The sequence below is a fragment of the Providencia sp. PROV205 genome (genome assembly GCF_028479505.1).
In the GTDB taxonomy this organism is placed as follows: Bacteria; Pseudomonadota; Gammaproteobacteria; order Enterobacterales; family Enterobacteriaceae; genus Providencia; species Providencia huaxiensis.
Genome location: NZ_JAMPNU010000014.1, coordinates 1 through 23249, shown reverse-complemented (window position 1 = coordinate 23249; position 23249 = coordinate 1). Strand labels below are relative to the sequence as shown.

Genomic DNA, 23249 nt, shown 5'->3' with positions numbered 1-23249 from the left:
ATCATTAAATTATTATGAGTATGTTATTAGTCGTAACTGATATTGAATTCAATCGTTACAAAATAATCCCCAGGTTCTATTTCTTTATTGAATGTGTTTATTTCGGTTTCATATTTTAAATAGCTAGTCTTTGTTTTACTGTCAAAATAAATAGAACTATTTGAAATGGAATATGATTTATTTGGCGATAATAAATTATGATTTACATCATAAATATAAAGTAATACCCCTGGTTTTGGTCCAGATAATTTTATTGCATCAGCATAAGTATCTTGTGGTGCATAAAACTGTATTTTTATGCCTTTGCGATTTTCTTGGTCATATTCACTGATGCAATTGTTTAATCTAATAGTAAATGATTTTCTACTCTCTTTTTTTATTTCACTATATTCGATGCTATGAGTTGAAATTGAATCATAATCAATGTATTGATATTGACTGTTCGTTTCGATAGAACACGGAGCGGAAACAATATAACCTTGCATAACCGTTGCCCCACGGATACCACCATCGATAATATATTCTGCTGACACCACATTATAATTAGTAAGTAATATTAACGATAAAAGATATTTTTTATTCATGATGAGCCTTTTATTGGGAGGGATTTCCCCTCCCATAAAAAATTACTCGTAAGTAATTTTAAAATCAGCGATAGAATTAAAGTCACCTTCTGTTACTGGTGTCGCTGCATCAATACGTTTTGCTAATGCAGTGAACTCTAGAACGTTCTCGCCTTGGCGGTTACGAATTTGGCTGAGGATAGATTTAGCTTCATCAAATTTGAAATCTTTAATTTGAATACCAATATTTGAAGCTGTGCCAGAAACGCCTAAGAACTCTTTATTTGCACCAGCGTAGTTTTTACCACCAAAGGTAATTTTAATATCTTTAACAGCAACCCATTTACCATCAACATCTTTGCTAAACTCATCAAAGTTACATTCTTTTAATTTGATAGCGATATTTTTTTCAGCAAAGTTACCTGCTTCTAAAGAAGCACGAGAAAGCTGACCAAATGGTACTTCTTGTTTAGTACTTTCTGACTCGATATTACATGGGGAATTAACTACCTGACCGCTGAAATGTAATTCACCGCTATTACCACTTGCCAGAATAGAAGTAGAGAATGCAGAAGTTGACAGTAATACAGCAATAGAAAGTTTATTCAAATTCATATTGTACGTCCTTAAATTTAAGTAAGATCCCTAGTGTGCCAATAGAGGCACAGTTATAGGATTGAAGTTAAATATCCATTAATGGATTGTTCGATTTCCTAATCAAAAAAACGCTTAACGTATCCTTACGGTTGTTCTTAGCATGGGTCATTTCGACGAAGAAAAGCTTATCCCTATCGCGGGTAAATTGGAACTAAACTCTTAAAAATTAATAAAATTAGATTTTATATGCTTGTTTTAGTATTTTTTTAATGTAAATTAATATTTTTATGCTAATTTTATTGTGGTTGAAATGTTTTGATATTTGTGGGTTTAAGGTGTTTTAAGGTGGAGAGTGTTTGGAAAATAAAAAAATGCATCAAATCATTAATATTTGATGCATTTTTATCAATTATTTTGCTCTGTTATAGTGTACAAATAAAAAGTGGAGAGAAGTTTTCTTCAAAAATATAATTTTTATCGTTTAATCTTTTTATTTTTAAAAAATAAAGTTGGTCAACTTTTGGAATACCTCGGATATTGGGTCTATCTTTACCTTGGTCATTTGGGTCAATAAACTCTTTTTCAACGCGTAGAAAAAAATGGTCGTCTAATGCTTCTGTTTTCATTAAAAATTTTCGTGAGATAGTATAGCTCTTACCATCATCATTAATAGTACCATTCATTACAAAAGTATGTTGGTCAGGCTTGTTTTTGTTAGGAATGACACTTAATAGATAAAAACCTTTTAAATCTGATTTATTATCTGAAATATTTATTTTAACGGTTGCGCGGCAGTTAGGAATGATAGGGGTATTAATTATATGGTATGCGTAAACAGTAATGGAAACCAGTATTGCTGATATGATAAATAAATAAAGTATTCTTGCAGAGCGTTTATTTGACATAAAAATTCTCACAGCTCACAGTTGCGCTCTCTTTCGGTACCGTTGGGCAATAGGACAAAAATAGGAAATTGTCATATAAATTTTTATCATTCGCGACGATACCAACATTATAATAAAAAACAGTTGCTGGCTTTTTACAATCAAGGTTTAATTTCGTGAGTTCATTTTGAATTGTCGCAAAGCTGATGGTTGTTGTATCGGGTTTATGGTAACTATTAATGTAGCGGATACTGCATTGATCAATACGACCAACTTCAGGATATTCTGTTCGGCTTGCAAAGAAATAACTTTTAAATAGGTATAATAAGCAAAAAATAATGATAGCTATAAGTGAAATTTCAACATACCGGTTATTCAGCATGTAATTTTTTTTATTTTCGCTTGCTTGGGGGGAAGCTCCTTCAGGTGCCTTTGATGAAGAGCCTAGTTCAACCCCAGTAGTGAGCAATTCTTTGTCATTATTATCCTTTATTTCCTCACGCCCATTCTCAATTTTCAGGTCAGCAGAAAATTTAATCCCAACTTTAGGAATAGTTGTAATAATTTCACCATCAGAAAAAGAAGACAGGTGACGACGTAGTACAGATACACTGCTATTAAGGTTATTATCAGAGACGACTTGGTTATGTTCCTCCCAAACCCTGCGTAATATTGTTTCTCGGTCAACGATGTCATGATTATTTTGCACTAAGACTAGCAACAAACGGTTTAAAGTTGTTGTTAGTTTTAAGGCGTTATTAATATCGTCGGTATATAACAGCCCCTGATGACTATCATAAGTAATATGATCATTAATCAAATAGTTCATTTTAAAATTTTTTATTTATCGTTAAAATATTTGTATTATTTTAGTGTATACCTGTTATTTATAATATGTCAATTAAGCATAATTCGAGTTAAATTAAAATTTGTTTTAAATCAATTGGTTGTGTTTTTGTTTACACTTGTTATGTTTAAAATTCGGTTTTTTGATGTTATTTCTATAATCGTTCAAAACTAGCTAGTTACTTAGAAAATAAGAAGAAAGGAAACATTAATCTGTCAGTATTAAAAAATTTTAATGCTAAACGAAGTATTAAGATGTGGTTTTATCTAAGAAAAAGTATGGATAAAAAAATAGCCTCTTAAAGTCGAGGCTATTTAATCGATATCTGTGAGTCATTAAGCGGTTGGCTCAAGGATTTGGTGCATAATAGGGTGGAATCTACGTTTGAAATAGACTAAGCCATGCCCTTCATCACGGACAATGATTTGTTTCATTTCAACCATATAGACAGAGTGCGTACCCATGTCCTGCACTTGAGTGATTTCGCCTTCAAGGTTGGCAAGGGCATTTTTTAGTAAAGGTTGCTGTAAAATACCGTTATCCCACACATTCCAGCTAAAACGTTCTTCCATCGTGGAACCTTTCATTCCAGCAAAATGGCACGCTAACTCTTCTTGGTCATGACTCAGCACGTTCACGCACAGGCGGCCATTCTTTTGAAATACCGCATTCATAGCGCTATTGCGGTTAATACAGACCATCAAAGTGGGTGGCGTATCTGTAACTGAACAGACTGCGGTGGCTGTAATTCCACAGCGACCCTCAGTCCCATCCGTGGTGACGATATTGACTGCTGCACCAAGACTTGCCATCGCATCTCTGAAACGCAGGCGATGTTCATTTTCTAAAGACATTTTGACCTCCTGCTGCCGATTATTTCAGCAGCGAATCTAACTGATTAATATCATTGTTGTTATGCAGGTGTGGACGTTTCCATCCGTGTTGATCGTAGTCTGATAAACAGCGATCAACCATATCTGTCATGGCTTTCATATTGCCAGAACCGTATGCATGACGCAGACATTGCAGACGAATTTCATCTTGGCTTCCTGCGTAGTTAATTTCATACAGTTCGTGGCGGCCACCAAATTCACTACCGATTGCATCCCACATGAGTTTAAGGATCTTAATACGTTCAACGTGATCCATACCATTAGAGCCGCGAACATATTTAGCTAAATACTTATCAATTTCTGGATTATTCATATCACGAACGCTTGATGGTAGGTAAATCAGGCCACTTGTCACGTTACTTTCAATGATATTCTTGATTTTGGTGTAAGCCATTGGTGCCATAACACGGTAAGTTTGGATGGCTTGAGTATCTGGTAGATAAGCACCGCCTTCCCATGCTTGCGCTTCAGAGGTCATTGCATCGGTTAATGACCAGAACAGATTACGCCATGCGACCACTTCACCGAGATCGGCTTGTACACCACGGAAATCAATAACACCTGTACATTCTAAACTTTTTTGTAACAATCCGGTAATGAAGTCTAATTTAACCGCTAAGCGGACACAAGCTTGTAATGGGAATAAACGCGCAAACCCACCTTGTACGGCCCAATTACGAGCGCGGTCAAAGTCACGGTAGATCAGGACGTTTTCCCATGGAATTAACACATGATCCATCACCAAGATGGCATCATTTTCATCGAAACGGCTTGAAAGCGGGTAATCAAATGGTGCGCCTGTTGCGCCAGCCACTAATTCATAAGATGCACGTGAGATTAATTTCACACCGTCGGCATCCATTGGTGCAACAAACATCAGTGCAAAATCTGGGTTATCACCCATCACTTGTGCAGAACCAAAACCGATAAAGTTATAGTGTGTTAATGCGGAGTTGGTCGCAACGACTTTTGCACCACTGACGATAATACCCGCATCCGTTTCTTTTTCGAGTTTGATATAAACATCTTTGACTTCATCAGCTGGCTTATGGCGGTCGATTGGCGGGTTAACAATCGCATGGTTAAAGTAAAGGCCGCTCTCTTGAATGCGTTTATACCAGTGACGCGCGTTGTCTGCAAATTGACCATAGTATTCTGGGTTAGCACCTAAACAGCTGGCGAATGCCGCCTTATAGTCTGGAGTGCGTCCCATCCATCCGTAGCTCTGGCGTGACCAATCTGCGATAGCGTCACGTTGTTGGCGCAGTTCATCGGCACTTTTAGCGAAGCGGAAGAATTTGTGAGTGTATCCACCGTTGCCTGTGTCGGTGTTCCAGCAAAGTTGGTCATGAGTCGTTTTATCATGAAGCGCATCATATAATTGTCCTATAGAAGCGGCTGAATTACGAAAAGCAGGGTGAGTGGTGACGTCTTTTACGCGCTCGCCATAAATATAGATTTCGCGGCCATCTTGTAAGCTTTTTAAATATTCTTGGCCATTAAAAGGGCGTTTAGCATCGGAACGAAAATCTTCTGGTTTCATGTCTACCTCGTTATCTCACAATGAGGGCTTGCATTGATAGGGCACAAAGGCTGCAAGCTAAATATGTTAATTTTATGTTTGTTTTGTGTTTCTTAATTGAATCGCTTTACGAGGGAGTTTTAAAGAGACATTCTAAAGGTTTACTGGTACTTTTCGTTGAAAGTTGTTTTTTGTGAAAGAAATGTGATCATCTCGATGTTTTGATATTAACGTAATGCTTTTGTTGTATCGTAATCTATTGATTATCATTTAATAATTAACTTATTTTTATATTAATGTTAATTATTATTCTAGTATATTATTGTTCTTTTTTTAATCTTCTTGTTCACTTTTAGTTAAGCGTTATCGGCATTTTTACAAAGTTAAAACAAAATTTATAAAACATCAAAATGTTTTTAAAATGTAAAATAATTTGAAGGTGTAATAGTTTGTAGAGATAAGGGAGAAGATGGTTTGATATGCAGATAGAGAAGCTTAATGATTTTTACCTAAAAAATAAGGATAAAATCACTAAGCCTCTCTTTAATGAATGTTTTGTTCTCTCCATAGGCTAGGAGAGCATCCTACTAACCGGTTAAAAAAACGCGCAAAATAGGCGGGGTCTTTGAAACCGAGCTGGTAGGCAATCTCAGAAACGGGGCTATCGGAAAATAACAACATTCGTTTAGCTTCACGCAATATTCTGTCAAAAATTAACCTTTTCGGTGGCCGGTTAGCGGACCGCCGGCACATATCCTTAAGGCGTGATTCTGTGACATCAAGTTTCTTGGCATATTCAGGCACTGCAAGGTGTTCATGATAATGCAAGTCAATGAGCTGATTAAACCGCTGGAATAGACGATGTTCGCCTCTAACCCCTGTTGTTGGGTGTTCATCAAGTGGAATCGAGCGCAGCAGAAACGTAAATAATGCTTGGGCTAAAGAAGCGAGGGCTTGGTCTTTACCTATATAGTTATTAGCCGATTCACGCGCCATCAATGCCCAGTAATGGTTAAAGGTATCGATATCATCAGGTTTATCAGCAACAGACAAACATATAGCCGGAATATCCACTAAATCAGGATTTGCTGGGTATAACGACCCCAGTAATGGCGTAATTAAATCCTGTCGTACGGTGAGTACGTGGCCGTCAGTGTCTTCTTGAGTGAAAAATGCATGCGCAACCGAAGGGGGCGTAAGAATAAATAATGGGGCTTGAACGGAATAGCGGGACTCATCGAGCTGCAAAGTAATATGGCCCGTAACCAAATAGTGCAACTGGAAGAAACCGTCATGGCGATGCGCTTGCATATCGCGACCAAAGAAGGCAGCCATGTTGCCAAAGGTTTGGTAGTGGACGTCGTCAGTGCCTTGGGTTTCGTCGTAGTCTGTACTGATGTCAATATTCGTAATTAAAGTTGAGTTACCCTTCATTCTTCGGCTCGCAGCGTTGTTGGCCTCACAAGCCAACCCTAGTCACATACTTCAGTATGCTCCTAGGGATTAGCTTGCTTGCCGCTTAGCTGCAACTCGAATTGCTCTTCATTCTTTGGCCCGCAGCGTTGTTGGCTTCACACGCTAACCCTAGTCACATACTCGTGTATGCTCCTAGGGATTAGCTTGCTTGCCGCCTAGCTGCAAGCCAAATTATTTTGAGCAATATCCATGGTTATTGAGTTACAGCACTCTAATTTATTAAACCTTACATTTTTAAGGTGTTGCCCTTGGTCTTGAGTTTTTCATTGGAATAACCATGACTAACAGCGCACCGACCACCAGCAGGCCTGCCACAAAATAGAGGCCGGAGTTAAAGCTACCGGTTTGGTCTTTTAACCAACCAATCAACAGTGGGCTGACGGCAGAACCTATATTACCCGTTGCGTTAATAACAGCAATACCGATGGCGCGAGCACGTAAACTGATTGATTGGTCTGGGGTTGTCCAGAACACGGCCATCGCAGTAAATGAACCTGTTGATGCCATGATAATACCAATTAATTGGATGACGGGATGGCTTGTCATCGCAGCGAGGATCCAGCCCGCTGCCGCAAATAAGTAGGGAAGTGCAGTGTGCATTTTCCGTTCTTGTAATCTATCAGAGCGACGACTCCAATAGATCATCCCTAGAATAGTACAAAACTGTGGGATAGCGGTTAATAGCCCAATCATGGCATTACTACTGCCTTCATTGAAGCTTTGCATGATCTGCGGTGTCCAAATATTAATCGCACTTAACGTATTGGTTAAGCAAAAATAAGCGACGGTATACATTAAGATCACAGGGGTAAAAATTTCTTTCCATAAACTTTTGTTTTGTAATGCGGTATGGCTTTTTGACCCCTGTGGCTGGACAAGCTCTAGTTGGTCTTGGTCCATCATTTCTTGTAATGTATCTTTGTCTTCTTGGGTCAACCATTTTGCTTTCTTTGGTGAATCATCAAGGTAGAACCAAACCAACACACCGAGGATCACCGATGGGAAACCTTCTAACAGGAACAGCCATTGCCAGCCTTTTAGGTTTAAAATGCCATCCATGCCTAAAATGTAGCCCGATGCCAGGGAACCGAATGCCATGGTGACTGGCATTGCAATCATAAATAAGGCATTAGCACGAGCGCGGAAATAGGCCGGGAACCAGTAAGTCAGATAAACTAAAATCCCAGGTAAGAAGCCCGCCTCAGCGATACCCACTAACATCCGTAGGACGTATAAGCTCGTAGGCCCTGTGGCAAACATGGTGGCTGTAGAAGCGATACCCCAAAGCACCATGATGGTGGCTATCCAGCGGCGAGCCCCAACAATCCCCAACATGATGTTACTTGGAATACCAAAAATCACGTAAGTGGCATAGAACAAGGTAGCCGCTAGGCCAAACATGGTGGACGTTAGGCCGATGTCTTTCCCCATGGTTAAGCCCGCAAAGCCAATATTAATACGGTCTAAGAAGGAAAAAACAAATAGCACAAATAAAAATACAATCAGACGTTTAAATAATTTATTAATCACCCGCTGCTGCGGTTCGGTTAAATTTTTATGTTGTTCAGCAGGGTTAGTGCTTGCAAGTTGTTGATTACTCATATTGTAGGGCCCTCAATTCTTTCTTTTGCAGATTATTATAGGTACAAGGGACGAGTAGGCAGCCATGGTGCTGTCTGCCCAATGTTGCGATATTGATTTCTTATTTATCTAATTAAGTTATTTGTCTGTAGGGTTAAAATTAACTTATTTAGAGATAGTTTAATTAATAAACGCTTGGTGTACTTGAAGTCACCTCAGAGACGGTTTTACCAAATTTTGCTGCTAGCGCTTCTGCGGTACGAGCCAGTAGCGTGGTATCAACCCCGACGGCAACAAATAGTGCGCCGAGTTTCAGATAATGTTCAGCAACATCTGGGGCTGCCATCAAAATACCGGGTGCCAAGCCGGCTTCACGAATTTGTACAATCGCTTTTTCTATCGCGGCTTTGACTTCAGGGTGGTTAGGGTTCCCTGAAAAGCCCATATCCGCACTAAGATCCGCAGGGCCGATAAACACACCATCGACGCCTTCAACCTTTAAGATCTCAGGAAGATTATTCATGGCTTCTCGGGTTTCAACCTGCACTATCACGCACATTTCATCATTGGCACGGGTTAAATAATTAGGTACTCGGTTCCAACGAGAAGCACGAGCTAAAGCACTGCCGACACCACGGATCCCGGCTGGCGGGTAACGCGTTGCACGTACTGCTTGTTTGGCTTGCTCTGCATTTTGTACCATCGGTAGCAAAAGGGTTTGTGCACCAATATCCAGTAATTGCTTAATGATCACCGGATCATTCCACGGTGGGCGTACCACGGGTTGTGACGGATAAGGGGCGATCGCTTGTAATTGAGATAATGTCGTTTGCACATTATTTGGAGCATGTTCACCATCAATCAATAACCAGTCAAAGCCTGCACCGGCAAGTAATTCAGCACTATATGGGCTGCATAAGCCAAGCCATAAACCAATTTGCGGTTGCCCACTTTTTAGCGCTTTTTTAAATTTATTATCTAAAATATCCATATCATTTTCCTTACACGAAGCGGCAGCTAATTGAACCCATATTGCCGTAATCAACGTGGAACACATCACCTTTACGAGCAGGAACAGGGCGTGTAAATGAGCCACCTAAGATAATTTGGCCTGGCTCAAGTTGTACATTATGCGGTGCTAATTTATTTGCTAACCATGCTACGCCATTCGCTGGGTGATTGAGCACAGCAGCGGCTACGCCCGATTCTTCAATGACGCCATTACGATAGAGTAGGGCGCTAATCCAACGCATATCCAAATCGCGAGGTTTAATTGGGCGACCACCTAAGATTACCGCGCCATTTGCTGCGTTATCTGAAATGGTATCGAACACTTTACGTGGGCGATTGGTTTCAGGGTCAACGTTGTGACAGCGTGCATCAATCAGCTCAAGCGCTGGGATCACATAGTCAGTTGCGTTATAGACATCAAAGATGGTGCAATTTGGCCCACTTAATGGCTTTGCGAGTACGAAGGCTAATTCAACTTCAATACGTGGCACGATAAAGCGGTCTGTTGGAATATCACAGCCATCATCAAAAAACATATCGTCAAGAAGCGCACCGTAATCAGGTTCATCAATTTGTGAACTTGCCTGCATGGCTTTGGATGTTAGCCCAATTTTATGGCCTTTTAGCACACGTCCTTCAGCAATTTTCACGCCAACCCACTCTTTTTGGATAGCGTAAGCATCGTCGATCGTCATTTCTGGGTGATCGAGTGAGATCTGACGGATTTGCTCACGTGATTTTTCAGCCTGATTTAGGCGTTGCGCGATTTGCGAGATTACATCTTTTTGTAACATGCTGTTAATACTCCTATTCACCTATTCTATTTCGAGAGCAGCGCTGCACTAAAGCGCTTTGCTGCCACTCGAACTATTCAAGGTGTAAATTGAATGCGTACCCAGCGGTACTCAATTTAACTAATTAGAAAGACCACCAAAGCAGAGGTATTTCACTTCCAAGTAATCTTCGATTCCGTAGCGTGAACCTTCACGCCCCAGACCAGACTGCTTAATGCCACCAAATGGGGCCACTTCATTTGAGATAATGCCTTCGTTAATACCGACCATGCCGCTTTCTAGAGCTTCTGCGACGCGGTAGATACGACCGATATCTTTTGAATAGAAATAGGATGCCAAGCCAAATTCAGTGTCATTGGCAAGATCAATTGCTTCTTGCTCATCACGGAATTTAAATAATGGCGCGAGTGGGCCGAATGTTTCTTCTTTGGCCACTTTCATAGCCTCAGTGACGCCAGTGATAACGGTCGGTTCAAAGAACAAGCCGCCTAAGTGCGCAGGTTTACCACCTGCAATCACTTTTGCACCATGGGAAACAGCATCAGCAATATGTTCAGTGACTTTATCCACTGCAGCTTGGTTAATCAGAGGGCCTTGCTGGGAGTCTGCTTGTGTGGCAGGGCCGATTTTCAGTTCATTCACGGCTTTTGCTAAACGAGCCGCAAATTCATCGTAAACGCCTTCTTGGACTAAGATACGGTTAGCACACACACAGGTTTGCCCACTATTGCGGAATTTAGCCGTTAACGCACCTTGTACAGCGGCATCTAAATCGGCATCATCAAACACGATAAATGGCGCGTTACCACCGAGTTCCAGAGACATCTTTTTCACTGTATTGGCGCACTGTTCCATCAGCAACTTACCGACTCGAGTTGAACCCGTAAAGGTGAGTTTGCGTACCACAGGGCTGGAGGTCATTACGCCACCAATGGCCTGTGCATCTGTACCCGGAACGATATTGAACACACCCGCAGGAATACCCGCTTCTTCTCCTAACACTGCTAATGCTAATGCGGATAATGGTGTCTCTGCTGCGGGTTTTAACACCATGGTACAGCCGGCAGCAAGGGCTGGGCCGACTTTGCGGGTGATCATGGCATTTGGAAAGTTCCATGGCGTGATAGCCGCAACCACACCGACAGGTTGTTTAATGGTGACAAGGCGACGTCCCGGCAGAGGTGATGGGATGGTTTCCCCATATATACGTTTACCTTCTTCAGCAAACCACTCAATAAAGCTGGCACCATAGGCAATTTCGCCCATCGATTCAGTGATCGACTTACCTTGTTCAGCACTGAGTAACTCAGCCAATTCTTTTTGGTTGTCCATCATTAAACGGAACCACTTGTTTAAAATTTGGCTGCGCTCTTTGGCGGTTTTAGCACGCCATGCTGGGAGCGCTTTTTCTGCGGCCTCAATAGCTTGTTGAGTTTCTAACGCACCAACGTTGCTGACGTTAGCGATAACCTCGTTATTTGCTGGGTTAGTGACCTCAAACACACTTTTATTTTGGGCATCAACCCATTGGCCGTTGATATAAGCTTGTTGGCGAAATAATGTAGAATTGGTATTTATGCTCATTTTTCGTTGTTCTCCGAAGACACTGATTGGACTTGTGGACGGATATTTTTAGCTGATAGCTGTTGGCTAGCAAAACTTAACCCGGCACAAAGCGCCATAACAAGTGCCATAGCGAATGGGGATTCATCTTGTAATACAGAAACTGCAACGCTGGCGATAGCCGCTAAGGCAAACTGAATAGAAATCGCAAGTGCACTGGCACTTCCTGCAATTTTCCCGCGATGTTGCAGTAATAGTGACAAACTGTTGGTGCCGATAGCATTGACCATCGATAAGAACAGCACGACTAGAATAACAATTATGGGCAAACTTTGTTGGTAAAATATGAGTAACAGCAGACCAAATGCCAATTGAAACCCACTTTGCATAGTCAGTATGCGCGTTAAACTATAGGTTTTTAGCAGTTTAACGTTCAACAACAGCATGACGATCATCCCCAAGATGTTACAACCGAACAGCAAACCATAATGTTGTTCAGAAACACCGAAATAATTGATATACACAAACGGTGAACCACTGATAAAGGCAAACATACCGGCAAAAGAGAATGCCATGGTGCCAATAATACTCAGTGCTTCTCGGTCTGTGAGCACCTGCGCATAATTCTTGAAGGCGACACAAAGGATATTTTCAGAACCACGCTGGTGGGTTAGCGTTTCAGGGAGCAAGAAAAAAATCGCACACACCGAAGCTAAGCCAATCAACGCTAATAAGTAAAAAATCACTTGCCACTGAAAATGAACAAGTAAAAAACCACCTAAAAGTGGTGCCAGTAGCGGGGCTATCATGGTCACAAGTGTCATTAATGACAGTACTTTAGGTAGTTCATGGGCAGGATAAACATCCCTTGCAATCGCCCTAGCCATAACAATGGCAGCACCACTCCCAAATGCTTGCAATGCTCTAAAAATAATTAAGGTATTTGCATCAGTGGCTTGAGCGCATAGCAGGCTTGCCACCGTAAAGATGACTAGGCCACTTAACAGCATCTTACGACGGCCGAGTAAATCACTTAATGGCCCGTAAAATAGCATTCCCACACAGAAACCGGCAAAAAAAGCGCCAAGGGTGTACTGCATTTGCCCTTGAGTGGCGTGTAATGCAGTTCCCATTTGAGGAAGGGCAGGAAGGTACATATCGATAGACAATGGACCGAATGCCACTAATGACCCCAGTAATGGGATCAAGTAGTGCGGTATGTGTTTATCGAAATTTTTAACCATCTTGCCCTCTCAATAAAACGTTAAATAAAGATTTAAACTATTAACCTTTAAGCTATTAACCTTTAAACAAGGCATGAACATTGTTTTGCTTATAATTTAATACGGGATCAAGCTCTTCCATGGTAAAAGACAGCGCCAGATAGCGTTTTGCCATTAAATCGGCAAAGTGGGCTTTGATCAGGTCGAAGATCATCTCCCCCGTTTTTTGCCTATCTTCAAGAGAGCGTCCGGCACCAATTTTTAGCGTCATATGCACAAATGCATAATCGTGTTTGCCATCAGCCATTTGCCAAGTATCTAGCCAAATAGCACGGCTACGAATACCGCCTAATGGAAAAATACCAGTAGCAGCAAGGGATTCATTCACTTGTGCAAACAGCTCTGGAAGTTTCGCTTCTTCACGGATATTCTCTGTACATTCTGCATAAAAATGAGGCATAACAGTTCCTTATGCGTTGGCAGCTTGTTTATCAGTGATATAGTTTGGAAGTGGGAACACGGCATTAATTTGCCCTGTGCCTGAGCTGGCAAACAAGTCAGTTAAAACTTCCACTTTCTCAGCGTATTTATCCCAACCTAACATGCCTAACAGCATCACTGTGTCGTGCATATGGCCTTCGCCATAGCAGTAGTCGGCATATTCAGGTAGCATTTTGCAGAACTCTTCAAAGCGGCCTTCACGCCAAAGTTTGACGACGCGTTTATCCATCTGCTCATCAAATTCACGTGTGTAGCTATTCATACCGTCTTCGGCTTTTTGGTCATCAATAAAGCGGTGTGATAATGAACCACTCGCTAATACAGCGACTGTGCCATCGTATTTTTCAATCGCACTCAGTACGGCTTCACCTAATTTGCGGCTGTCTTCAAAACTGTGAGACGTACAGAATGCTGAAATTGAGATAACTTTAAAGTGACGGTCGCTATTCATATAGCGCATAGGGACTAACGTGGCGTATTCGAGGGTTAAGCTTGGAATTTCATGGGCTTGAGCACGAACGCCTAATTTACGTGCTTCTTCCCCAATCATTTGGCCTAATACGGAGTTCCCATCATATTCATATTCCATATCACGAATAAAATGTGGGAGTTCATTACTGGTGTAAATACCTTTGAAGTGGTCAGCACAATTAATGTGATAAGCACTATTAACTAACCAGTGTGTATCAAAAACAATAATGGTATCAACGCCTAATTCACGGCAACGACGGCTGATTTCTTTGTGTCCATCGATAGCGGCTTGGCGACATCCATGGTTTTTACCTGGTAGTTCTGATAGGTACATGGATGGGACGTGTGTTATTTTTGCAGCGAGTGCCAACTTACCCATTTCATCCTCTCTTACCCGTTATATTTTGAGCTGTAGCGGTGTTGGCCGCACAAAACCACCCTAATCACATACTCATGTATGCTCATAGGGATGATTTCGCTTGCCGCCTAGCTACAACTCAAACTATTTAGGGTAAGGAACGAGTTTACCTATAATTTGTTGTAGCTATTATTTATCATGAATCATTTACAGTTCAAATTTTTATGGGTATCTAATTGATAAATAAAATAAAATAAAAAATTGATGAATCATACACCCCAGCGAGGGATGTTGTGGTCTCCGTAGGAGATACACACGTTTTTCATTTCTGCAAACACTTCGAAGCTGTATTCACCACCTTCACGGCCAACACCCGAAGCTTTCACGCCACCGAATGGTTGACGTAGGTCACGCACGTTTTGGGTGTTAACAAACACCATTCCTGCTTCGATACTGCGAGAAAGGCGTAAGATCTTGCTGACATCTTGCGTCCAAATATACGAAGCAAGACCGTATTCAATATCATTTGCCATGCGTAAACCGTCTTCTTCAGATTTAAACGGAATTAAACAAGCTACAGGCCCAAAGATCTCTTCTTGGGCGACACGCATACGGTTATCGACATCAGCCAGTACGGTAGGGCGTAAGAAATTACCACCTTTCAGGTGATCAGGTAGATCGGTCGGTTTGTCTGGTCCACCCGCTAACAAGGTTGCGCCTTCTTCCATACCTAAGCGAATGTAACCCGAAACTTTGTTCCAGTGCTGTTGGCTGATCAATGCACCCACTTGGGTTTTTGGATCGTTCGGGTCACCGACGATCAAGCGGTTTGCACGTTCCGCAAAGCGTTTAACAAACTCAGGGTAAATGCTTTCTTGAATGAAAATACGTGAGCCCGCAGTACAGCGTTCGCCATTAATGGAGAAAATAGTGAACAGAGCGGCATCGAGTGCACGTTCAATGTCCGCATCTTCAAAGACTAATACAGGTGATTTACCCCCTAATTCCATGGAGTATTTTTTCAAGCCTGCATTTTGCATAATGGTGCGGCCAGTGGCCGTGCCCCCAGTAAAGGAAACCGCACGGACATCATGGTGTTTGACTAAAGCATCCCCAGCAGTGCTACCATAGCCTTGAACCACGTTCAAAACGCCCGCAGGAATACCGGCTTCTAGAGCCAGTTCACCAAGGCGATTCGCTGATAATGGTGATAACTCAGACATTTTCAGCACCGCAGTATTACCCAGAGCTAAACAAGGGGCGGTTTTCCATGTTGCGGTCATAAATGGCACGTTCCATGGGGAAATCAGCGCACAGACACCCACAGGTTGAACCAAGGTGTAGTTCATCATCTTGTCATCAACAGGGTAAGTGCGGCCATTCATTTGCTGGCAAATTTCGGCAAAGAATTCAAAGTTATGTGAAGCACGTGGGATCAACACATTTTTAGTTTGGTGAATAGGCAAACCGGTGTCTTTGGTTTCCATTTCTGCAATTTGCGGGACATTTTCGTCGATCAATTCACCAAGGCGACGCATTAAGCGAGCACGCTCTTTCATTGGGGTATTGGCCCACTTTGGAAATGCGTCCTTTGCTGCGGCAACAGCTTGGTTGATTTCGTCTTGTCCACCCGCTGCGACTTCAGCTAATACTTCGCCAGTTGCAGGGTTGGTGGTTTCAAAATAGTCTTTGCTAGCAACGTTTTTACCGTTGATCCAATGATTAATCTTAGTCATTACACACGTTCCTCATAGTCTTTTTCGCTGATAATGGTGTTGACCAATCTGCCAACGCCTTCAACTTCAACAATGACTTCGTCACCCGGCACGACATCAGACAACCCTTTTGGTGTCCCTGTTGCAATCATGTCTCCCGGTTGCAGTGTCATAAAGTCACTGAGGTAAGCAATTAAAAATGGAATATCAAAAATGAGATCGGCAGTGGTGCCTTTTTGACGTAATTCACCATTAACATAGGTGTATAAAGCCAAATTATGGGGATCTTTAACGGCGTCTTTATCGATAATCCAAGGGCCAATCGGTGTTAAGGTATCGCGGCTCTTAACACGTAAATTTGGGCGATAATAGTTCTCTAAATAGTCACGGATCGCATAGTCATTACACACGGTGTAGCCTGCGACATAATCCATGGCATCTTCTCTTGAGACCTTATGAGCCGTTTTTCCAATCACCACGACTAATTCAGACTCATAATGCATATATTCAACATTATCAGGGCGAACAGAAACTTGGCGGTGACCCGTTAAGCTGCTTTCCGCTTTTAAGAAAATCAGCGGTTCTTCAGGTGGCTTAAATTCTAACTCTGCGGCGTGGTCGGCATAGTTCAAACCAAGGGCAAATAACGTCCCTTGAGCAGGAGGCAGCCATGTAACATCAGGAGAATCACCCGCGATCACATCCCCATTAGGTAATGTAATGGCTTCGTTATCACCAACAGTGACGGAATATTCAGTGCCTTTAAAAAGGATTTTGGCGCGTTTTATTATCGTAGACATTATTTTCCTCCTGCTGCCACAACGGTATTTTTCAGGCTAGGAAAGCCTTCCGCTTGGATAACCACTTCATCACCGGGTTTGATGGTGACACGTTGCTGTGGTGTGCCGAGTAGGATCACATCCCCTTGCTTTAAGGTGGCAAAGTCACTTAATGCAGCCACTAACTCGCTAGCATCGCGGATCAGATCTTTTGTTGACCAGCGATCCGCTTCTTTGCCATTCACTAGAGTGATGATATCAACAGGAGTATTCAGTGAAGTTGCTACCATTTCACCGATTGGGCAGAAAGTATCACGGCATTTGGCTTTAATCGCAGGACGATAAAATGTGTCTTCTGGCAAGCTCACTTCATTTGCCAATGCAAACCCAGCAATAAATTGATGTGCATCTTCTTTGCTGACTTTACGTGCATTTTTGCCGATTACCAAAGCAAGCGTAGCGCCACTTTGCACTTCTTCACCTGCGGGATGCAAAATTTGCTCGCCTGAATTGATACGCGTATTACGCGGCTTAATAAACCACACTGGGGTTTTCGGCGGGGTTTTATAAGGGGCTTGCTGGAATGCCTCGAGCCAATGGCTAAGCTGGCTTTGATGATTGAGGGCAACGGCAAATACAGTGCCTTTCATTGACAACTCCTTAATGAAAAGAATTCAACTTTCGAGTAATTATTAACATATTAATAAAGTATATTTTTTAAATTAGCAATAGGTTTATGGAAATGTTAATTTTAATTGTGATCTCATTAACACAATTAAGTTATCTTTCTGTAAGATGCTGTTATAAAAGAATTTATTATTTTTTCAATTTTTTTTGATTTACAAAAAATTAACTTTAAAGTTGGATTTTAAATTATTTACTCATTAATATTTTAGGGTTTTTCTTTGAGATTGTTATTTGGGCGTGCTACTCTTAATTAAGGCAAATTGGTGATGTGGAAATTCATGGTGATAACCAAAGGTTTCACTAAAGCATTGGGCCAATAAAGCAATGTGGCAGCCGCCATAAAATACCTAAATTGGGCTAAATAACGTTAATTAAGTGGTGAGTTTTAAGCTTATGCATGAATCATTGACAATTGCATTATTGCAGGCAAGGGAAACCGCAATGGGCTTTTTCCGGCCGATATTAAAGTCGTATAATTTGACTGAACAGCAATGGCGTATCATTCGCGTTTTAGCTGATAAGCGTTCAATTGATTTTCATGAATTATCAGTCCAAACCTGTATTCTGCGCCCAAGTTTAACGGGGATCTTAACCCGTATGGAGCGCGAAGGTTTAATTTTCCGCTTAAAACCGTTGAATGATCAGCGAAAATTATATGTCTCTTTGACACCTGCGGGGCAAGAGTTGTATGACAAAGCACGGCAGGAAGTGGAAGAAGGTTATCAAAAAATCGAGCAGGCTTTTTCGCCAGAGAAAATGCAGCAATTGACCGCACTGTTGGATGAGTTAATCGCTTTAGAGAGCCCAGATTATAGTAATATCGCTGCTGATAAGAGAAAGAGCGCCTAAATTTTCGTCATATTTCGAGCTCTAGCTGTGTTGGCTTCTTTCGGCTATTTGGGTCACATACTTGTGTATGCTCCCCAAACTATCCTCAATTGCCGCCTTGCTAGAGTTCGAACTATTTAGAAATTTAATTATTGGTCATATTTCGGTTATTTGGGTCACATACTGATGTATGCTCCCCAAACTATCCTCAATTGCCGCCTTGCTAGAGTTCGAGCTATTTAGAAATTTAATTATTGGTCATATTTCGGTTATTTGGATTACATACGAGTGTATGCTCATCTGGCTATCTTCAATTGCCACCTTCCTACAATTCGAATTATTTTAAATATAGTTATTACTTAAATAATTCACTTTTCCGTTTAGATTCACTGAAGTTGAACTTCACTTATATTTATTAGTTGAGTAGTCAATCCCTCACTGTCATATCTTATTTGTAATTGTGAAATTATTTATAGGTTGCTTGTGACAAATTCTTCAGAAAAATCATTCCCAATAAAATCAAATGATTGATTTTCAGTGCATAGAGCCAATGATTTTTATCAATTGCAGTTTTGTCGAATTAATAAACTTAAAAAATACAAAAAAACACATTAAAAATGAAAGTATTAATTTTTAGTCATGGTGGATTTTTTTTATCTAAAAACAGTTAATGAGAATAAGTTACATTACGGTAAATTTACTGTTCGTAACGAAAATTTAGATAACATGACAAAATATCAAATTATGTGGCGTTTATTATACTTATCGTTGTTTATGATTTCGCCCTATGGCTACACAGAAAATCAACTACTCCCCTCTGCACAGGAAAGTGTTCAATTTGAACAAAAACAACGGTTAGAGTCAGAGTTAATCCAACGTAATCGATTGGAAAAACAAAGCACTATTTCCATTGAAGATGCATTGCCATCTCCTTCCCAAAATGAAATATGTTTCCTTATCAGTGAGATCCAATTTGTCGGCGCCACACAGCTCACGACTAAAACTCAAACTCAGTTAACCTCATCTTATTTAAAACGCTGCCTCACACTGAGTGAAATACAAAAGCTCACCAAGCATGTAACTAATTACTATATGGAACAAGGGTTTATTACCTCTCAAGCCATCATTCCTGAGCAAGATTTATCCTCACATCAATTGTTATTACAAGTGATTGAAGGGCATGTTGAAACTATCGAGATTGAAAATTCCCCTGAGCGTTTAGTTCATCAAATATTTCCTTATCAACAAGGCAAAATATTAAATCTACGGCATATTGAACAAGGGTTGGAGCAACTCAACCGGTTATCGTCCGCTAAGTACACTATCGATATCCAACCAGGAAGCCAAAATGGCTACTCTCGGGTTATTATTCATCAACAAGGGAAAAAATGGCCTATCACGAGCCAGTTGAGTCTCGATAACTCGGGTATGGAGGCAACGGGAAAACAGCTGCTTACCGGCAGTTTAACGGTAGATTCCCCATTAGGGTTTGGTGAGCAGTGGTCAGCCTCGGCCAATACCGATATGGATGGAAGTGTATCCCACCATAACCGTTATATTGTTGCGAATGTGAATGTCCCTTATGGTTATTGGTCTTACCGTTACCAATTTTACCGTAACAGTACGTTACAACCGTTTTATGCATCGGGTCAGCAGTACCGTTATGAAGGCAAAAATACCAACCAACAATTTGATGTCAGCCGCTTAATTTATCGCGATGGGAAGCAACGGCTTACACTGCAAAGTAGCTTAAAACATAAAAATGCCAACACCCAGTTAGCTTCCCAAACCTTGAGTATCAGCAGCCCAACTTTAACCTCGCTCTCATTTACCCCGCAGTACAGCACCACGCTTGGACAAGGTTACTTTACGTTTAACCCTGCCGCTGAATGGGGAATATCCGCCTTTGGCGCCTCACCGGATACCCTCGCGAAAGATTCACCGCGCAGCCATTACCGCAAATTCAGTCTAAGCAGCAGCTATCAGTATTTTTTCTCTAATGGTTTGACCTATTTAACCTCATTTTACGGCCAATACTCGCCCGATAATTTATACGGTATTGAACGCATAAGTATTGGAGGCCAGTACTCTGTCCGTGGCTACCACGAGCAGTCTTTAAGTGGTAACCGAGGCGGATATTGGCGTAATGAAATTAATAAAGACATCGCCAATACGGCAATTGGGCAACTGCGTTTTATCGGGGCTTTAGATTACGGGTTTATTGCCTCAGATAAATACCACGTTGAACATGACACCCTAGCGGGGGGAGCCGTTGGTCTCTCTTTTACAGGCAATAGCCTAATTTATTCTCAGTTTCTACTCAGTAAGCCTTTGCATTATCCCTCACAACTTAAACCAGACAATTGGTCGGCTTATTGGTCGGTCTCATTTTCTCTGTAACTTTACGTTTTTAAAGGATTATTTATGCTAAATGAACAATTACCTTCTCGCTCAAAGCGGATATTAAGTTACACCATTATTTTCTTAACTGCAGTCTACCCCTTACATCCCGCTTGGGGAGCCGCCATGATGGCAGCAGATAAAAACACCCAAATCAGCCAACAAAATAACGTCCCGATTATTAATATCGCCACACCGAATGGGGCGGGAATATCCCACAATAAATTTCAACAATTTAATGTTGATAAACAAGGTGCGGTACTCAACAACGCCACCACTAATGTGAATTCCCAAATTGCAGGGCAAATCAAAGCCAATGCGAATTTAAAGGGAAATGCCGCCAATCTGATTATCAACGAAGTTACCAGCAGTAACCGCTCAGAATTACAAGGTAAGTTGGAAGTAGCAGGCAAAGGGGCGAATGTCTTAATTGCTAACCCGAATGGGATTACCTGCAATGGCTGTAGCTTTGTGAATACCCCAGCGATTACCTTGACCACGGGAAAACCCATTCTGGATAACAAGGGGGCATTGTCTGCGGTTGAGGTGAAAAAAGGCAGTGTGGTTATTGGCGCCAATGGCCTGAATGCCGAAGCACAAACCTATGCCGATATTATCAGCCGCGCCACCGAACTAAATGGGCAAATCAAAACCAAAAACTTGACCTTGATGCAAGGCACCAACCGTGTCGATTTTCAAAAAGGCACCGTAACACCGATTGCGGGTGAAGGGGCAAAACCCAGTATTTCGGTAGATACCAAAGCACTGGGTGGGATGTATGCCAATCAAGTGAAATTGGTGAGTACTGAATCAGGGGTGGGGATTAACCTAAGCAATGTGCAAGCCAACCAACATGACCTGACGTTAACCGTCGATGGAAAAATTACTCTTGCGGGTAATATCCAAGGGAAAAAAGACATTAATGTCAGCACCAAAAACCTGCAAATTAACGCCAATGCCAACGTGAATGCCGCCAAAGACATCACATTAGCCACCAACACCCTCACCAATAACGGGAAAGTTATCGCTGGTAAGGACATGCGAGTCTTTGCTGATAACGTCAGTAACACAGGAAATAGCGCACTTATTCAGGCACAAGATAATCTGTGGATACAAAAAAATGCCAAGGGGGATTTGAGTACGCTGATTGAGAATAAGTCAGGGACGATAAAGACCAATGCAGGGGACTTGGTTGTTAGGACAAAAAAACTGACAAATACGGCGAATGCATCTCCAATAGAAATTTCCAATATCAATGCGACTACCAGTGATAAAAATGGCACTTATGTATCTTCTTTTTTTGGTACTAGGCAAGGAGTTGTATCAATTATTTCACTCTACCCTCGATTAGAAAATTTTCCCTATAAAAAATGGTTTGGGGAGATGGATTTGATCAGCAATGACAGCATTAATGTTGAAAGAAAACAGTATTTGAATCTGGGAAATATTGGGACTATCGCATCAGGAAAGAATGCCTATATTAATGCAAATGATTTAGTTAGCGATTTTGGAAAAATTGCAGCAAAAAACAATGTGATATTGACAGGACAAAATGCATCAATATCCTCTTTTAACTCAGGCAAGTTAGATCTTTGGTATAAATATGATACATCTAATGTAGATTTAGGAAAATTTGCAGATGAAAGTGATGATGATGGAACTTATGATATTTTTTATGTTGGTGAGCCGGTAGACTTTAAATTAATCGATAAACTTTATTCTTGGGCTCCCGAAGCCTTAAATTATAAAACGGTATCTGCTGGAAATAATGTTGTTCTTGATTTTAAAAACGACATTAATCTTGAAAGTAAACTTCCTAATACTGAAAAACCCATAGCAAAAATAGTACAAGTAGGTAATCCATCTTTTGCCATTACTGCAAAAAACATTGTCTTAAATTCCAATAATATAAATATTTCTACCAACTTACAGTCTGAAAATGATCTGTCTATTATCGCTGGTCAAAACATCAATATTCATGATGCACAACTGGTTGCAAAACAATCACAAAGCCTAATTGCCAACAACGACCTTAATCTCAAACAGGTTAATTTAACGGCTAAAGACAGCACCTTAATTGCGAAAAATGGCGATCTTCAATACAGTCTAAACCCCGTTTCTGCCTTTAAAGACAATGACTTATCGCCCCCGGTTCTCAATGCCACAAATTCGTTACATATCCAAGCGGGTAAAAATATCACTTTTGATAATGCGCAGTTAGCCAAAACGAATAAACTTACCCTTAGTGCTAATGACAGTATCCTTATTCGTCGCGATGAACTCAACTTAATGAAATTCGCGGCTTCAGAGCCTGTCGCCAATATCAATGCGTTACTCACAAAAACAGGAAATTGGGCAAGTTCAGGGGAAATAAACCTCACCGCTGGTAAAAATATTGAAGCGCATGGCATTGCCTTCAACAGTGGAAAATCACTGACGTTCAATGCAGGCCAAGATATTTTGTTAGACTCAAAAGCGATTAAAGATGTCGATAATGTATTCAAGACCAATCGCTACCCAGAGCTACGCTCACAACTCATCGCAAATGGCAATATT

At 41.1% G+C, this 23249-nt stretch carries 20 protein-coding genes; 3 read left to right on the top strand and 17 right to left on the bottom strand.

Annotation, left to right across the window (positions count from 1 at the left end; translation table 11 throughout):
* Positions 1–26: 26 nt before the first annotated feature.
* The 17 genes from PR800_RS10040 to PR800_RS09960 all read right to left on the bottom strand — a co-directional run bounded on the left by PR800_RS10040 (position 27) and on the right by PR800_RS09960 (position 17428).
* Positions 27–584 (bottom strand): fimbrial protein, encoded by a 558-nt coding sequence (locus PR800_RS10040; RefSeq protein WP_242685810.1) that lies wholly within the window; start codon positions 582–584, stop codon positions 27–29.
* A gap of 42 nt (positions 585–626) precedes the next feature.
* A complete protein-coding gene (locus PR800_RS10035) occupies positions 627–1178 on the bottom strand; it encodes a fimbrial protein (RefSeq protein ID WP_210848936.1) in 552 nt (183 codons plus the stop codon).
* Positions 1179–1582: 404 nt separating this feature from the next.
* The gene (locus PR800_RS10030; RefSeq protein ID WP_166266780.1) at positions 1583–2065 is read right to left on the bottom strand and encodes a hypothetical protein; all 483 of its coding nucleotides are present in this window, start codon (positions 2063–2065) and stop codon (positions 1583–1585) included.
* Complete coding sequence (locus PR800_RS10025) at positions 2055–2873, bottom strand: winged helix-turn-helix domain-containing protein (RefSeq protein WP_272530738.1); 819 nt, start codon at positions 2871–2873, stop codon at positions 2055–2057. Before PR800_RS10025 ends, PR800_RS10030 begins: the two co-directional genes overlap by 11 nt.
* Positions 2874–3226: 353 nt before the next feature.
* Entirely contained in the window at positions 3227–3745 is a 519-nt protein-coding gene (hpaC, locus tag PR800_RS10020) for a 4-hydroxyphenylacetate 3-monooxygenase, reductase component (protein WP_272530736.1), read from the bottom strand.
* Positions 3746–3764: 19 nt separating this feature from the next.
* Entirely contained in the window at positions 3765–5327 is a 1563-nt protein-coding gene (gene hpaB, locus PR800_RS10015; protein WP_004905326.1) for a 4-hydroxyphenylacetate 3-monooxygenase, oxygenase component, read from the bottom strand.
* A 522-nt stretch (positions 5328–5849) separates the two neighbouring features.
* Positions 5850–6740, bottom strand: coding sequence for a 4-hydroxyphenylacetate catabolism regulatory protein HpaA (gene hpaA / locus PR800_RS10010; protein ID WP_272530735.1), 891 nt, complete (start codon positions 6738–6740; stop codon positions 5850–5852).
* A 276-nt stretch (positions 6741–7016) separates the two neighbouring features.
* On the bottom strand, positions 7017–8384 hold the full coding sequence (gene hpaX, locus PR800_RS10005; RefSeq protein WP_102139501.1) for a 4-hydroxyphenylacetate permease: 1368 nt from the start codon (positions 8382–8384) through the stop codon (positions 7017–7019).
* Between the two features lie 163 nt (positions 8385–8547).
* Positions 8548–9354, bottom strand: coding sequence for a 4-hydroxy-2-oxoheptanedioate aldolase (gene hpaI / locus PR800_RS10000; protein WP_272530733.1), 807 nt, complete (start codon positions 9352–9354; stop codon positions 8548–8550).
* A 10-nt stretch (positions 9355–9364) separates the two neighbouring features.
* Positions 9365–10168 carry a 2-oxo-hept-4-ene-1,7-dioate hydratase gene (gene hpaH, locus PR800_RS09995; RefSeq protein WP_102139499.1) on the bottom strand — a complete coding sequence of 268 codons (804 nt, stop codon included), beginning with the start codon at positions 10166–10168 and terminating at the stop codon, positions 9365–9367.
* A 120-nt stretch (positions 10169–10288) separates the two neighbouring features.
* Positions 10289–11752, bottom strand: coding sequence for an NAD-dependent succinate-semialdehyde dehydrogenase (locus tag PR800_RS09990; protein ID WP_102139498.1), 1464 nt, complete (start codon positions 11750–11752; stop codon positions 10289–10291).
* Entirely contained in the window at positions 11749–12975 is a 1227-nt protein-coding gene (locus tag PR800_RS09985) for a Bcr/CflA family multidrug efflux MFS transporter (protein WP_102139497.1), read from the bottom strand. The genes PR800_RS09990 and PR800_RS09985 overlap by 4 nt, the downstream gene beginning before the upstream one ends.
* 55 nt (positions 12976–13030) lie before the next feature.
* Positions 13031–13414, bottom strand: a complete 384-nt coding sequence (locus PR800_RS09980; protein WP_166266782.1) for a 5-carboxymethyl-2-hydroxymuconate Delta-isomerase — start codon at positions 13412–13414, stop codon at positions 13031–13033.
* 9 nt (positions 13415–13423) lie between these two features.
* Positions 13424–14305, bottom strand: coding sequence for a 3,4-dihydroxyphenylacetate 2,3-dioxygenase (gene hpaD / locus PR800_RS09975; RefSeq protein WP_272530732.1), 882 nt, complete (start codon positions 14303–14305; stop codon positions 13424–13426).
* A gap of 248 nt (positions 14306–14553) precedes the next feature.
* A complete protein-coding gene (gene hpaE, locus PR800_RS09970) occupies positions 14554–16020 on the bottom strand; it encodes a 5-carboxymethyl-2-hydroxymuconate semialdehyde dehydrogenase (RefSeq protein WP_004905295.1) in 1467 nt (488 codons plus the stop codon).
* A complete protein-coding gene (locus tag PR800_RS09965; RefSeq protein ID WP_210848943.1) occupies positions 16020–16787 on the bottom strand; it encodes a fumarylacetoacetate hydrolase family protein in 768 nt (255 codons plus the stop codon). Before PR800_RS09965 ends, hpaE begins: the two co-directional genes overlap by 1 nt.
* Before the next feature lie 11 nt (positions 16788–16798).
* Positions 16799–17428 (bottom strand): fumarylacetoacetate hydrolase family protein, encoded by a 630-nt coding sequence (locus tag PR800_RS09960; RefSeq protein WP_102139494.1) that lies wholly within the window; start codon positions 17426–17428, stop codon positions 16799–16801.
* 430 nt (positions 17429–17858) lie between these two features.
* Here PR800_RS09960 and hpaR point away from each other — a divergent pair, with 430 nt between their 5' ends.
* From hpaR to PR800_RS09945, 3 genes are all read left to right on the top strand, one after another.
* Complete coding sequence (gene hpaR / locus PR800_RS09955; RefSeq protein ID WP_102139493.1) at positions 17859–18314, top strand: homoprotocatechuate degradation operon regulator HpaR; 456 nt, start codon at positions 17859–17861, stop codon at positions 18312–18314.
* A gap of 705 nt (positions 18315–19019) precedes the next feature.
* Complete coding sequence (locus PR800_RS09950; protein WP_272530730.1) at positions 19020–20693, top strand: ShlB/FhaC/HecB family hemolysin secretion/activation protein; 1674 nt, start codon at positions 19020–19022, stop codon at positions 20691–20693.
* Positions 20694–20717: 24 nt separating this feature from the next.
* A partial coding sequence (locus PR800_RS09945) for a filamentous hemagglutinin N-terminal domain-containing protein (RefSeq protein ID WP_272530729.1) occupies positions 20718–23249 on the top strand: 2532 nt, incomplete at its 3' end.

Bases quoted from the DNA above. Each gene is read 5' to 3' on its own strand.
- PR800_RS10040 (WP_242685810.1), bottom strand. From the start codon at position 584: ATGAATAAAAAATATCTTTTATCGTTAATATTACTTACTAATTATAAT.
- PR800_RS10030 (WP_166266780.1), bottom strand. From the start codon at position 2,065: ATGTCAAATAAACGCTCTGCAAGAATACTTTATTTATTTATCATATCA.
- PR800_RS09990 (WP_102139498.1), bottom strand. From the start codon at position 11,752: ATGAGCATAAATACCAATTCTACATTATTTCGCCAACAAGCTTATATC.
- PR800_RS09950 (WP_272530730.1), top strand. From the start codon at position 19,020: ATGACAAAATATCAAATTATGTGGCGTTTATTATACTTATCGTTGTTT.
- hpaH (WP_102139499.1), bottom strand. From the start codon at position 10,168: ATGTTACAAAAAGATGTAATCTCGCAAATCGCGCAACGCCTAAATCAG.
- PR800_RS09985 (WP_102139497.1), bottom strand. From the start codon at position 12,975: ATGGTTAAAAATTTCGATAAACACATACCGCACTACTTGATCCCATTA.
- hpaX (WP_102139501.1), bottom strand. From the start codon at position 8,384: ATGAGTAATCAACAACTTGCAAGCACTAACCCTGCTGAACAACATAAA.
- hpaE (WP_004905295.1), bottom strand. From the start codon at position 16,020: ATGACTAAGATTAATCATTGGATCAACGGTAAAAACGTTGCTAGCAAA.
- PR800_RS10025 (WP_272530738.1), bottom strand. From the start codon at position 2,873: ATGAACTATTTGATTAATGATCATATTACTTATGATAGTCATCAGGGG.
- hpaD (WP_272530732.1), bottom strand. From the start codon at position 14,305: ATGGGTAAGTTGGCACTCGCTGCAAAAATAACACACGTCCCATCCATG.
- PR800_RS10035 (WP_210848936.1), bottom strand. From the start codon at position 1,178: ATGAATTTGAATAAACTTTCTATTGCTGTATTACTGTCAACTTCTGCA.
- hpaB (WP_004905326.1), bottom strand. From the start codon at position 5,327: ATGAAACCAGAAGATTTTCGTTCCGATGCTAAACGCCCTTTTAATGGC.
- hpaA (WP_272530735.1), bottom strand. From the start codon at position 6,740: ATGAAGGGTAACTCAACTTTAATTACGAATATTGACATCAGTACAGAC.
- hpaC (WP_272530736.1), bottom strand. From the start codon at position 3,745: ATGTCTTTAGAAAATGAACATCGCCTGCGTTTCAGAGATGCGATGGCA.
- hpaR (WP_102139493.1), top strand. From the start codon at position 17,859: ATGCATGAATCATTGACAATTGCATTATTGCAGGCAAGGGAAACCGCA.
- PR800_RS09980 (WP_166266782.1), bottom strand. From the start codon at position 13,414: ATGCCTCATTTTTATGCAGAATGTACAGAGAATATCCGTGAAGAAGCG.
- hpaI (WP_272530733.1), bottom strand. From the start codon at position 9,354: ATGGATATTTTAGATAATAAATTTAAAAAAGCGCTAAAAAGTGGGCAA.
- PR800_RS09960 (WP_102139494.1), bottom strand. From the start codon at position 17,428: ATGAAAGGCACTGTATTTGCCGTTGCCCTCAATCATCAAAGCCAGCTT.